General features: G+C 58.6%; 14 protein-coding genes. 4 read left to right on the forward strand and 10 right to left on the reverse strand.

The window, feature by feature from the left end; translation table 11 throughout:
• Positions 1–22 precede the first annotated feature (22 nt).
• From K5Q35_RS03235 to phnG, 10 genes are all read right to left on the reverse strand, one after another.
• Positions 23–520 (reverse strand): cysteine hydrolase family protein, encoded by a 498-nt coding sequence (locus tag K5Q35_RS03235; protein ID WP_245538140.1) that lies wholly within the window; start codon positions 518–520, stop codon positions 23–25.
• A 122-nt stretch (positions 521–642) separates the two neighbouring features.
• A complete protein-coding gene (locus K5Q35_RS03240; protein ID WP_220798409.1) occupies positions 643–1,095 on the reverse strand; it encodes a MarR family winged helix-turn-helix transcriptional regulator in 453 nt (150 codons plus the stop codon).
• Positions 1,096–1,579: 484 nt separating this feature from the next.
• Positions 1,580–2,773, reverse strand: coding sequence for an alpha-D-ribose 1-methylphosphonate 5-triphosphate diphosphatase (locus tag K5Q35_RS03245; protein ID WP_220798410.1), 1,194 nt, complete (start codon positions 2,771–2,773; stop codon positions 1,580–1,582).
• A 260-nt stretch (positions 2,774–3,033) separates the two neighbouring features.
• Positions 3,034–3,594 carry a phosphonate metabolism protein/1,5-bisphosphokinase (PRPP-forming) PhnN gene (gene phnN, locus K5Q35_RS03250; protein ID WP_220798411.1) on the reverse strand — a complete coding sequence of 187 codons (561 nt, stop codon included), beginning with the start codon at positions 3,592–3,594 and terminating at the stop codon, positions 3,034–3,036.
• Entirely contained in the window at positions 3,591–4,274 is a 684-nt protein-coding gene (gene phnL, locus K5Q35_RS03255; RefSeq protein ID WP_220798412.1) for a phosphonate C-P lyase system protein PhnL, read from the reverse strand. The genes phnN and phnL overlap by 4 nt, the downstream gene beginning before the upstream one ends.
• 3 nt (positions 4,275–4,277) lie before the next feature.
• Positions 4,278–5,048: a phosphonate C-P lyase system protein PhnK gene (gene phnK, locus K5Q35_RS03260; protein WP_220798413.1), complete on the reverse strand. Its 771-nt coding sequence runs from the start codon at positions 5,046–5,048 to the stop codon at positions 4,278–4,280.
• The gene (locus K5Q35_RS03265) at positions 5,045–5,896 is read right to left on the reverse strand and encodes an alpha-D-ribose 1-methylphosphonate 5-phosphate C-P-lyase PhnJ (RefSeq protein WP_220798414.1); all 852 of its coding nucleotides are present in this window, start codon (positions 5,894–5,896) and stop codon (positions 5,045–5,047) included. The genes phnK and K5Q35_RS03265 overlap by 4 nt, the downstream gene beginning before the upstream one ends.
• Complete coding sequence (locus tag K5Q35_RS03270; protein ID WP_220798415.1) at positions 5,893–6,981, reverse strand: carbon-phosphorus lyase complex subunit PhnI; 1,089 nt, start codon at positions 6,979–6,981, stop codon at positions 5,893–5,895. The genes K5Q35_RS03265 and K5Q35_RS03270 overlap by 4 nt, the downstream gene beginning before the upstream one ends.
• Position 6,982: 1 nt before the next feature.
• Positions 6,983–7,585 carry a phosphonate C-P lyase system protein PhnH gene (gene phnH / locus K5Q35_RS03275; protein WP_220798416.1) on the reverse strand — a complete coding sequence of 201 codons (603 nt, stop codon included), beginning with the start codon at positions 7,583–7,585 and terminating at the stop codon, positions 6,983–6,985.
• The gene (gene phnG, locus K5Q35_RS03280) at positions 7,585–8,040 is read right to left on the reverse strand and encodes a phosphonate C-P lyase system protein PhnG (RefSeq protein ID WP_013961609.1); all 456 of its coding nucleotides are present in this window, start codon (positions 8,038–8,040) and stop codon (positions 7,585–7,587) included. The genes phnH and phnG overlap by 1 nt, the downstream gene beginning before the upstream one ends.
• A gap of 81 nt (positions 8,041–8,121) precedes the next feature.
• On the opposite strand from phnG, the gene phnF reads away from it, so the two are divergent.
• From phnF to arsJ, 4 genes are all read left to right on the forward strand, one after another.
• On the forward strand, positions 8,122–8,841 hold the full coding sequence (phnF, locus tag K5Q35_RS03285) for a phosphonate metabolism transcriptional regulator PhnF (protein WP_220798417.1): 720 nt from the start codon (positions 8,122–8,124) through the stop codon (positions 8,839–8,841).
• 136 nt (positions 8,842–8,977) lie between these two features.
• Positions 8,978–9,826, forward strand: coding sequence for a helix-turn-helix domain-containing protein (locus tag K5Q35_RS03290; protein ID WP_220798418.1), 849 nt, complete (start codon positions 8,978–8,980; stop codon positions 9,824–9,826).
• The gene (locus K5Q35_RS03295) at positions 9,823–10,821 is read left to right on the forward strand and encodes an ArsJ-associated glyceraldehyde-3-phosphate dehydrogenase (RefSeq protein ID WP_220798419.1); all 999 of its coding nucleotides are present in this window, start codon (positions 9,823–9,825) and stop codon (positions 10,819–10,821) included. Before K5Q35_RS03290 ends, K5Q35_RS03295 begins: the two co-directional genes overlap by 4 nt.
• Positions 10,818–12,089 (forward strand): organoarsenical effux MFS transporter ArsJ, encoded by a 1,272-nt coding sequence (gene arsJ / locus K5Q35_RS03300; RefSeq protein WP_220798420.1) that lies wholly within the window; start codon positions 10,818–10,820, stop codon positions 12,087–12,089. The genes K5Q35_RS03295 and arsJ overlap by 4 nt, the downstream gene beginning before the upstream one ends.
• The last annotated feature ends 8 nt before the right edge of the window (positions 12,090–12,097 follow it).

Consider the following 12,097-nt stretch of genomic DNA (forward strand, 5'->3'; position numbering starts at 1 on the left):
CTTTTCTATGAGTATTTGGCCGTTAGTCCAGCGTCACAAGCCGGGTCCGCAGCATATTGAGGGTTTTTTCCGCAGCAGTGGTATCCGCAGACAATACACCGCGCGTGACGATCTCAACTTCAAATCCGCGCTGGCGTGCGGCCAGCGCGGTCTTGGCCACACAGTAATTGGTATCAAGCCCAACAATACGGAGCTTTCCAACGTCCAAACCCACGAGAAGCTTGTCTAACTCACCGGTCTCGAACGCGTCCTGAACGCGTTTTACAAGGACGTGGTCGGCAAGATCGCTGAAAGGGCTGGCGATTTCAGTGCCCGGTGTCCCTGCGACCGCCTGACCCTTCATCAAAAGCCTTGCAATGGCCTGCGTTGACGGGATTGACCATTCCTGCCTGACAGCAATGATTGGAATGCGATTTGTCTTGGCAGCCTCAGCTTCTGATAGAATGGTCGCTTTGGCCTTTGTTTTCACGCTCTCGCCAAAAATCCCGGACGCCCAGAACACGGTTTGCAGATCAATCATCAACAGCGCCGTGCCGGGTCGCGGTCCGATTGGGTCTCCTGAACTAATCTTTCCGATCTTCCGAATCCCGTTAGCAAACCAAAGTGCAGGGGCAAGAACCATGAAAGCGGGTAGTAGCCAACTCATTTTCGGGGTTCTCCTGTGTTGGATTTAAGTCGTTCAATCAACGTTGAGGTCACAACGAGAGCTGTTTCAATATCGGTACTTTTGAGGTGTTCAGCCATCGCGCGGACCAACTCCATCTCGTTGCAAACAACCTTCTCGATCAATGCACGACCCTTTTGCGTCAGCGCGATCTTGGTTGACGTTTTATGACGTGGATTCGCTTGTTTGATTGTCAGCTTCTCTGCAAGGGTTTCGTTGACCATCAACTGGACATACTGTCGGTTTATCTCCAGAGCGCGCGCGATATCGGGGACCGTCGCCTCACCATGCGTGGAGAGAACTTCAAGAATTGCGCGCGTTCTAACCGTCAGCCCGGTACCGTCCAGACCGCGCTCGACAACGGCTTCCGCAGCCTGCATGAGCGGGCGCGATAGCCATATCAGCCTGTAGAGTTGTTCATTTTTATTCATGACATGTATAATGTCAAATTGACAACATACATGTCAATATAGGGTGCGTTTGGTCGTAGCAAAAACTGTCTGCGGTCAACGCTTGAGTAGTAGGTTTGAGGGTCTGGACGATGCAGGATTTTTGGTTCGTCCTGTCGATTGCGAAACCGGGATGGCGAAGAGGCCCCAGACCCCGCTAAAAAGGTGGTCAAGAACACTTGCCGAAAGCCGAGCCTTCTCAGTGATAACTGCTCTGGCGACATCTCTGGCGACTTGGTCAAGTGGTTCCAGTTCCATGTCTTCTACATCAATGAGGGCAAGTTTTCTGGTTTCTGGTGTCGCTGCACAGCCAGACGCAGCGGCAAGGCTTGCACACAGTAAAGGGCTTTCAGTTTCATACTACGCTGCAGGTTCATTCTTTTCGTCGAGCAATGGAGGTGCATATCCATGGCCCAACGGTTTCATGAAACCTGTGGTACGTGTGCGGCCGAGACTCCCAAAAGCCTCAGCCAACTCTGTTGCCTTGGCTCCAGACGCCGCGGAGCAGAGGCGTTTGCTCGATTTTGCGCACACGCAAGACATCACCGCGCAAACCTGTTTTCAAAGCACCACGGTCATGCAACCGCACGGCGTCTGCGGGGTTACTGGTCACTGTTGCAATGGCGCGGGGCAGATCATTCCAGATATCTGCAAGGCGGAAGGCAGACAGAAGCAGCGCCGAGGGCACATAGTCTGACGAGACAATGTCGAGAAGATCGGCTCTTGCGAGATCTTCTGCCGCGACATTTCCAGAATGCGATCCGCCGCGGATCAGGTTGGGTGCGCCCATCATGACGGCAATGCCGTTGACGCGACAGGCTTTGGCGGCCTCAACCGTCGTGGGAAACTCGGCAAAACCCACGCCGTTTCCCGCGGAGGTTTCGACATGATCGGCCGTGGTATCATCGTGGCTGGCCAGAACTGCACCAAGGCGGCGGGCCTCTTTCACTGCACCCGCCTCGTGTTTTGCCCCGAGGCGTTTTTGCAAAGCCAAAAGGGTCTCAACATGTTCGGCAAATTCCGCGTCGTTCATCCCCCGTTTCTTGGCGACATAGGTTTTCAGCGCCGTCAGGTCACGAAACTGGCGCTGGCCCGGGGTGTGATCCATCAGGCTGACGATGCCGACCCTGTCTGAGGGTCCGAACGCCGCCAATTCTTCAAGCAGCGTCTCAGAACATATTTCAGCCCGCAGATGCAGGAAATGACTGATCTTGAAATACCCTTGCGCGCGCGCTGCGAGGAGTTCATCCGCAAGCTTTCGGGCGTAGTCGGTGTAGCGACCCTTGCCGCTGTGGATGGAGCCCACCCGCATGGCGTCAAACACCGTCGTGATACCCGTGGACGCCAGTTCTGCATCATGCGCGATCAGGGCGGGCAAATGTGGCCAGTCCACCTCCGGGCGCGGTTCGATATGGCGTTCGACATTGTCTGTATGCAGTTCGACAAGACCGGGAAGAACGAGATCACCGGCACAATCCACGGCACCGGTCGGGACATGATCCCCCTCAGTAATGTCGCAAATGACGCCTTGTTCGATTGTCACCGCACCGGTAAGTACCTGATCTTGCAAAACAAGCTGCGCATTGGCGAGACATAGATCGCTTGACACACCATTGTCACAAGCCTTTGTCAAAGAGGACGTGGAAAAAGGGGAATTCATGTCATGCTCTCGATTTGCAATTTATTATGTGCCGCCGACTGGGCCCTTGGCTGATTTCGGCGCATCTTGGTTCGGATAGGATGTAGCGCAGGGCCGTGAGACACCCCAGCCGGATATGCCGGGTTTTGAATGACATCACGATGACACCGCGCAACGACGCGTTTCAATCAGCCCTTGCGTCTGGCTTACGGGCATGACGTTCTGGAACAGATCGCCTTGTGCGGTGAGTGGGAAGATGGCCGGTTTGAGGGGGTCCATCGCTACACACTCACCGGCTGAAGCAGGTCCGCCGCCCGGGCGATGGTCTGGGACAGCGGGCCATCGTTGGCGAGGTGGATCACCTCGAGCCCGGCGGGCAAGGGTTTGTCAGCCTCGGCAAGGCGTTCGCTGATCTCCTCTTCCGTCTCACGGGCCCGTGCGGCCAAACGCTGCGCAAGCGTTTCCGGTTTCGCGGTGATGTTGAGAACAACGAGGCGTGGAAACATTTCTCCTGCTTGGGGCAGAGCCTTTCGGGAGAAATTGACAAGGCAATCGGTGCCCTGCGCAAGGTGGTGCCTGACGGTGATCGGAATGCCGTAATGCAGCCCATGCGCGCCCCAATGCAGCGTAAAAGCCCCGTTTTCAACCATGGTTTCAAATTGCGCCACGCTCGCCGCGTCGTAGTCTTCGCCGCCAAGACCGGGCGCGCGGGTGATAACGCGGCGCACCACATGCAAACTGGGGATGGCGCGGTGCATGCCCGCCATAACGCTGTCCTTGCCGACACCCGATGGGCCGACAACCGCGATGAGGCGTCCCGCGGACGTTGCGTTCCGCGTCACGCCGCCATTCCGGGGGTAAAGCGGCCGACATCAATTTCGCGATCACAGACGCGGGCACGGGCGGCCTCATCATGGAAGATACCGATGATGGCCGCGCCGCGCGCCTTGGCGTCTTCGATGAGGGAGAGCACCACTTCGCGGTTCGCGGCGTCGAGGCTCGCAGTGGGTTCATCAAGCAACATCGCAGGGTAGCCATGGGCAAAACCACGGGCAATGTTCACGCGCTGTTGCTCGCCGCCCGAAAAGGTTGTGGGGGACAGGGACCACAGTCTTTCGGGGATGTTCAATTGGGTCAGAAGCGCCGATGCGCGGTTCTGCGCTTCATCTGCCGGTACGCCCAAAGCGCGCAGAGGCTCTGCCACGACATCGAGCGTTGGGACACGCGGCACCACACGCAGAAACTGGCTGACATAGCCCAGCACGTCACGGCGCAGTTTGATAATGTCGCGCGGCTCAGAGCGAACAATGTCCAAACCGCCAATGCGAATTTCACCTGCCTGCGTCAGGTAATTGCCGTAGATCATCCGCATCAGCGTGGATTTACCCGCACCAGAGGCTCCGGTGAGCGCCACGCATTCCCCCGGGGCAACCGCGAAGGACACATCGTTGATCACCTCAATCACAGCACTTCCCTGATTATGCAGGGTAAAAGTTTTGGAAACGTCTTTGAGTTCAATCATGGCTCATACCTGTAAAACGGAACTGACAAGAAGCTGGCTATAGGCGTGCTGCGGATCGTCCAGCACCTGATCGGTCAGGCCCGCCTCGACAACGTGACCGGACTTCATGACCATCAGGCGGTCCGCCAGCAGGCGCACGACAGCCAGATCATGAGTTACAATGATCGCTGACAGCCCCATGTCGCGCACGAGACCGCGCAGCAAGTCCAGCAGGCGCGCCTGAACCGACACATCAAGGCCGCCTGTGGGTTCATCCATGAACACAAGACGCGGGCCCGTCACCAGATTGCGCGCGATCTGCAGGCGTTGCTGCATCCCGCCAGAGAAGGTCGTGGGCCGGTCATCCACACGGGATGCATCGATCTCGACCCGGCCCAGCCAGTCCGTGGCTTTGTCGCGGATGTCGCCGTAGTGGCGTTCGCCCACAGCCATCAACCGCTCGCCCACATTGCCACCCGCACTCACGCCCATGCGCAGCCCGTCGCGGGCGTGTTGGTGGACAAAGGCCCAATCGGTGCGCCCCAGCATGCGCCGTTCGGGTTCGGACATGGTGATCGTGTCGCGCGGGCCGTCCGTGCGGGTGTCGAACACCACCTGTCCGGCATCGGGGACCAAATGCCCTGCCATGCAATTGAGCAAGGTGGATTTTCCCGATCCGCTTTCGCCAACAATCCCCATAACCTCACCGGGATAGAGGTCAAACGAAACATCCGCGCACCCGATATGAGTGCCGTATCGCTTGGTGATGCCCTGAACGGATAGCAAAGGTGTCATGCTGCGTCCTTTCCTATGTGGCCCGCGGCGCGGCGCGCTTCGCAATAATCGGTGTCAGAGCAGACAAACATCCGCCCCCCTGCGTCATCCATGATCAGCTCATCGAGATAGCTGTCGGTTGCACCACACATGCCGCAGGGGTGATCGGCCTTCGACGCCTCGAACGGGTGATCCTCAAAGTCGAGGCTGACCACTTGGGTATAGGGCGGTAGCGCATAAATACGTTGCTCGCGCCCCGCGCCAAAAAGCTGAATTGCGGCCATATTGCCCAGTTTGGGGTTGTCGAATTTGGGGATCGGCGAGGGGTCCATCACGTAGCGCCCCTCGACCCTCACCGGATAGGCGTAAGAGGTCGCAATATGGCCGTGACGGCTGATATCTTCGTAAAGTTTCACATGCATCAGTCCATATTCTTCAAGGCTGTGCATCTTACGTGTCTCGCTTTCACGGGGTTCAAGAAAACGCAGCGGTTCGGGGATCGGCACCTGATAAACAAGGATCTGACCCTCGTGCAGTGGCTCTTCGGGGATGCGGTGCCGGGTCTGGATCACGGTGGCGTCACGTGTCGCCGTGGTCGTCACAACGCCCGCTGTGCGTTGAAAGAAGGTCCGGATTGAAACGGCGTTTGTGGTGTCATCGGCCCCTTGGTCAATCACCTTGAACCTGTCCTCGGGCGTGAGCACCGCAGCCGAGACCTGAACGCCGCCCGTTCCCCAACCATAGGGCATCGGCATCTCGCGCGAGGCGAAAGGGACCTGATAGCCGGGGATCGCCAGCCCCTTGAGGATCGCACGGCGGATCATACGCTTGGTTTGTTCATCTAAGTAAGCGAAGTTATACTCGGTCATTCCGCCGCCTCCTGCATCTGTTGCGCACCCGCTTCGCGGCGCAGCTTGCGCACCAGTTCCAGTTCAGATTGAAAGTCGACGTAGTGGGGCAGTTTGATATGCTCCAGAAACCCTGTCGCCTGAATATTGTCGGCGTGATAGAGCACGAATTCCGCGTCCTGTGCGGGTGCACCGACGTTATCCTCGCCCAATTCTTCCCAGCGTAGCGCGCGGTCTACCAAGGCCATGGAGATCGCCTTGCGCTCGGTCTGGCCAAAAACCAGCCCGTAGCCGCGGGTGAATTGCGGAGGTTCCGTTTTCGATCCGGTGAACTGGTTAACAGTTTCGCATTCGGTCAGGGTCACCTCTGCGATCTCAACGGCAAATCCCAGTTCGGGAATGTCCATCTCAACCGGAACGGACCCGATCCGCAACTCGCCTACAAAGGCATGGTTGCGCCCATAGCCGCGCTGTGTGGAGTAGGCGAGGCCAAGGGTAAAACCTTCGTCCGCGCGGGTCAGCGCCTGCAGGCGCAGGGCCCGGTCGGCGGGCATCTCAAGCGGTTCGCGGGTCAGGTCGGGGGGCGGTGTGTCGTCATGGGGGGCCTCTTCGATCAGCCCTTCGCGGTTCAGGAATTCGGTGACATGCGGGACATTGCCCGGCTCGGCGTCACGGGAGGGCGCCTTGGGTGCCTCACCATCTGCGGCCAGTTTGAAATCGAGCAAACGGTGCGTGTAATCAAAGGTCGGACCCAAGACCTGCCCACCCGGCAAGTCCTTGAATGTGGCCGAGATGCGGCGATCACAGGCCATAGCGCCGGTATCCACAGGCTCGGACGCCCCAAAGCGCGGCAGCGTGGTGCGATAGGCGCGAATGAGGAAGATCGCTTCGATCAGATCGCCGCGCGCCTGTTTGATCGCGAGTGCCGCAAGGTCCGGATCATAAAGCGACCCTTCGGCCATGACACGATTGACGGCAAGACTGAGTTGCGCGCGGATTTGCGCGACGCTGAGTTCCGCAATATCCGTGTCACCGCGGCGTTCTTCGGCGAGCCAGGCATGGGCATTCTCGATTGCCCGCTCTCCGCCTTTGACTGCTACATACATGTCAGGATGCTCCTGCGTGCGCGCGCGCTGGAACACTTGAGCGCGAGACTTCGGTAGAGCGGGGCAAGGCCGCGAGGCGTTCGCCACAGGTGAAAATGAAATCCAGCCCCAGCGGGAATAGGGTTCGGTTGGCCTGAAACGCCTCCACTTCTGGCAAGGAAAGCGCGGCATGATCCTTGATACCGGGACCGCTCAGTGTTGCACCTGAGGTGACGAGCGCGTCGCATTCGACGATCAGCGTGGCCGAGCGGTCAGGATACTCGGACGTGCCGATCGGATAGACCGCAAGCGGCACGAGCGCGTCCCATTTGCCCACCGCAAACATGCAATGCGCCGGGCCAACAAACGGGGCACCTGTGTGAAAGGACAGCCACGCCCGCACCGCATCGCAATCCATGTCGCCCGCCAGATAAATTGGTGTTTCCGTATCGCAGAGCGTCAGCAGAACAGCGCCCATCGCGGGCGACACAGGGGCAGGGGGTGCGGCCCCTTCGATATCCTGAAGGGTGCCCGGACGCGCCATGGCCTCCATCACACTGCGAAAGGCGTGGGCTGACTGGGTGGCCGGATCGGTAAAGCCGCCGGACAGGGTGTTTGCCTGCATCAGTCTTCTCCCCGGGTCATGGTAAAGAAATCAACCTTTGTTGCGGCCGCCTTGGCGGCGCGGGCGGCTTTCATGGCGGTCATTTCTGCTTCCAGAGGCTCAAGAACCGTCTCGCGCAGCCTGCTCGCCATTGGGGTCTGCATAAGCGCATCAACCAGCGCGGCGACCTCAGCATCTGCTTTGCGCCGCCCTTGAATATAGCTGTGTCCGACTTCGCCGGTCTCCAACGTCAGTGCGCAGCGGGTTATGGTCATCTCGCCCAGATTGAAGGGCGCACCGGTGGCACCAGCGCGCGCGCGCACCATCGTGCTGCCAATCTCCGGTGCGCGCAGCCATGTGAAAGCAGGGCGCGATATTTCAGCATCCAACAGGGCGGCCACACGGCCTTCGGACGCTTTTGCCAGCAGGCCCATCCACGCCTTGCGGGGATTATTTTCGCTTACAGTGTCTTTCATCTCGACAACTTGTCTCTTTCCTATACAACTATACATATCTTATCATATCCCCACCTTTATGACAGAAGAGATTTGTGAATTTTGCGTGACAGCTCTGACAAAACCCCGATCTGGAAGGCCATCGCGGGCGCCTTGCGCAGCGACTTGGCCGAAGGGCGCTATAAAATGGGCGATAAGCTACCGACCGAGGCCGCGCTGGCAGAGCGCTTTGGCGTGAACCGCCACACGGTGCGCCACGGGATATCCGTATTGGTTGAGGAAGGGCTGGTGCGGACCCGGCGCGGTGCAGGGGCCTTTGTCGCGGCCACGCCAACCAACTATCCCATCGGCAAGCGAGTGCGTTTCCACGAAAACCTGATCGCAGCAGGACGCAGGCCAGAAAAGCGCGTGCTCGCGTTGGACGAGCGCGCTGCAACCATTGGTGAGGCGCAGGCGTTGCAGATTGAGGCAGGCGATCCGGTCTGTGCCTATCACGGGCTTTCACTGGCTGATGGTCAGCCGATTGCGGTATTTGAAAGCCTGTTTCCGCTAACGCGCCTTTTGGGGATCACCGCTGCGTTGAAGGACACAAGCAGCGTCACGCAAGCATTGAGCGTTGTGGGCATCGACGACTATACACGTGCCTCAACCCGCCTGACGGCCGTGCGCGCCATGCCAACCCACGCGCTGCTCTTGCATGTTGCCGAAGGCGATCCGCTGCTGAAATCCTCCGGTGTAAATCAATGCGCGCGCGGGCAACCCGTCGAATACGGTCGCACCTGGTTTGCAGGGGACCGGGTAACGCTCACGCTTGAAACCTGAAGATCAATCATCCCGCCGGGCACTGGCTCGCCGGTTGTCGTGGATCGCCTGATCAGTCTCACACCTATGGTCATCAGTACTGCGTGTCATAAAAGGTTCACTTTCCAGAAGTCTTTAATTCGTATATTCGTGAATTATGGAATTAATGATCCCCAACCGACTCTCGATACTCGGCCACCCGCAACGGCTGGCGCTGTTTCGTTTGCTCATGCGGCGCTATCCTGATCACGTTCCGGCGACGGAACTGGCCAAGGCGCTCGGGCTAAAGCGGAATACGCTGTCGAACTATGTGAACGCCCTGATGCAAGCGGGGTTGATCCGTCAAAAGCGTGTGGGCACGTCCCTGCGGTATGCCATCGACATGGATGCCGCGCGCGAGACTTTTGACTATCTCTTCCACGACTGTTGCCGGGGCAGGCCTGAAATTTGTGTGCCGAATGCATATTTGGCGCCTGAAAAAGACGGACCAGTCACGGATCGCAAATATAACGTACTATTCATATGCACTGGCAATTCTGTGCGGTCCATCTTTGCGGAATCTCTCTTGCGCGACCTCGCGGCTGATCGGTTTACGGCCTGCTCGGCAGGCACCAAGCCGCGCTCGGAACTGAACCCGTTTGCACTCAAGGTGCTGGAAAAAAAGGAGCATGATGTATCGCTTCTTCGTTCCAAACACATTTCCGAGTTCCAAGGGTCGGACTCCCCGGATTTCGATTTCGTCTTCACCGTCTGCAATCAGGCAGCAAATGAAGAATGCCCCTCCTGGCCCGGCCAGCCCATCAGCGCACATTGGGGGCTGCCTGATCCGGCGACGGTTGTGGGTTCAGATGCAGAAAAAAGCCTCGCCTTTCACCATGCCTACGCCGCGCTGCGCAACCGCATGATCGCTTTTGCTGCCTTGCCTGTTGCGTCATTGGACCGTTTGGCGTTGCAGCAAGCTGTCGACGGGATCGGCCAATCTACTGACAAAGGATCAAAGATATGACTGTCTACGCACTCAACGGCCTTGGCCGGATTGGCAAGCTGGCCTTGAAACCGCTGCTGGAACGAGGGGCTGAAATCGCATGGATCAACGATGCGGCGGGTGATCCGGAGATGCACGCCCATCTTTTGGAATTTGACACCGTCCATGGCCGCTGGAAGGCCGATTTCGCCCATGCTTCTGACAGCGTGACAATCGACGGTCAGCGCCTGCCGTTCATCGGCACAGGCGAGATCGCCGCGCTGCCACTGGAGGGCGTCGATGTGGTGATTGATTGCACGGGCGTGTTCAAGACAGAGGCGAAAATAGCACCCTATTTCGACGCAGGGGTAAAGAAAGTGGTGGTATCGGCGCCGGTCAAGGACGGGGATGCTGCCAATATCGTCTACGGGGTCAATCACGATATCTATGCGCCGGAGCGTCACCGTATCGTGACCGCAGCCAGTTGCACGACCAATTGTCTGGCGCCGGTCGTAAAGGTCATTCACGATACCCTACGGATCAAACATGGTTCCATCACGACGATCCACAATGTGACCAACACGCAGATCATTGTGGACCGTCCGGCCAAGGATCTGCGCCGCGCGCGCTCGGCGCTGAATTCCCTCATTCCGACAACGACGGGCAGTGCGACCGCAATCACGCTGATCTATCCCGAACTGACGGGCCGCCTGAATGGTCACGCCGTCCGCGTGCCACTGCTCAATGCGTCACTGACCGATTGCGTGTTCGAAGTGGAACAAGAGACCACCGCTGACGAGGTCAACGCTCTGTTCAAGGCCGCGTCAGAAGGGTCGTTGAATGGCATCCTCGGCTATGAGGAACGCCCGCTCGTTTCCGCTGATTACACCAATGATGAAAGGTCAAGCATCGTCGATGCGCTCTCTACCATGGTGATCAATGGCACGCAGGTGAAGGTCTATGCGTGGTATGACAACGAGATGGGCTATGCGCATCGGCTGGTGGATGTGGCCTGCATGGTCGGGGACAGTCTGTGAGCGAAAGCGCCACGCGCCCAAAGGGCCTGTCGGCCTATATCGCGGTCACGGCGGCCTATTGGGCATTCATGCTGACCGACGGTGCCTTGCGCATGCTGGTGCTGTTGCACTTTCACACGCTGGGCTTCTCTCCGGTCCAGCTGGCCTATCTGTTTGTCCTCTATGAAATCGCCGGCGTCCTCACCAATCTGAGCGCGGGCTGGATTGCCGCGCGGTTCGGCCTGACGTCGACGCTCTATGCAGGGCTGGGGTTGCAAGTGCTGGCGCTGCTGGCTTTGGCACAGCTTGATCCGGGCTGGGCGATTGGCACATCCGTTGTTTTTGTCATGCTTGTGCAGGGTGCAAGCGGCGTGGCCAAGGACCTTGCCAAGATGTCGTCCAAATCCGCTGTCAAATTGCTCGCGCCGACACAGGATGGCGCGCTCTTTCGCTGGGTGGCTATTCTGACAGGGTCGAAGAACATGGTGAAGGGTGCGGGGTTTCTGCTGGGTGCGATTTTGCTGGCGATGGTTGGATTTGTCTGGGCGGTTTTGGGCATGGCCGCGATCCTAGCCGCAATTCTGCTGGTGGTTTTGATTGCCATGCCGCCGGGGCTGCCGAAGGGGCGCAAGGGCGCGAAATTTTCGGAAGTGTTTTCAAAATCTCCCAACGTGAACTGGCTGAGTGCGGCACGGGTGTTCCTGTTCGGGGCGCGGGACGTCTGGTTTGTTGTCGGCATACCGATCTATTTCTACGCTGTGTTGTCGGATGGGACGACCGAGGGTAACCGCGCCGCATTCTTCATGATCGGGACGTTCATGGCCCTTTGGGTCATTCTATACGGTCTCGTTCAGGCCAATGCGCCGCGCATCTTGCGGGCGAGGGAACGGTCCGAAGCGGAACTTATCGGCGCGGCCCGCACATGGGGCTGGGGCCTTGCCGCGGTTCCGGCGGTGCTGACACTCGCGGCGATCACCGCCACTGGGCCGCACATGTGGCTCACCGTCACGCTTGTCGCCGGATTGCTGATCTTTGGGGCGGTCTTTGCAGTGAATTCATCGCTGCATTCCTACCTGATCTTGTCCTTTACAAAGGCAGAGCGGGTCACGATGGATGTGGGCTTTTACTACATGGCTAATGCGGGTGGACGCTTGGCCGGCACCTTGCTGTCGGGCCTGACATATCAGGCAGGCGGTCTGGCCCTCATGCTGGGCACTGCGGCAGGCATGGTCGCGGTATCAGCGATCACGGTCGGTTTCTTAACGCCCCAGAACCGCGAAAAACCATAAGCCCGCAG

This window comes from Roseobacter sp. OBYS 0001 (assembly GCF_019654895.1).
Taxonomy (GTDB): domain Bacteria; phylum Pseudomonadota; class Alphaproteobacteria; order Rhodobacterales; family Rhodobacteraceae; genus Roseobacter; species Roseobacter litoralis.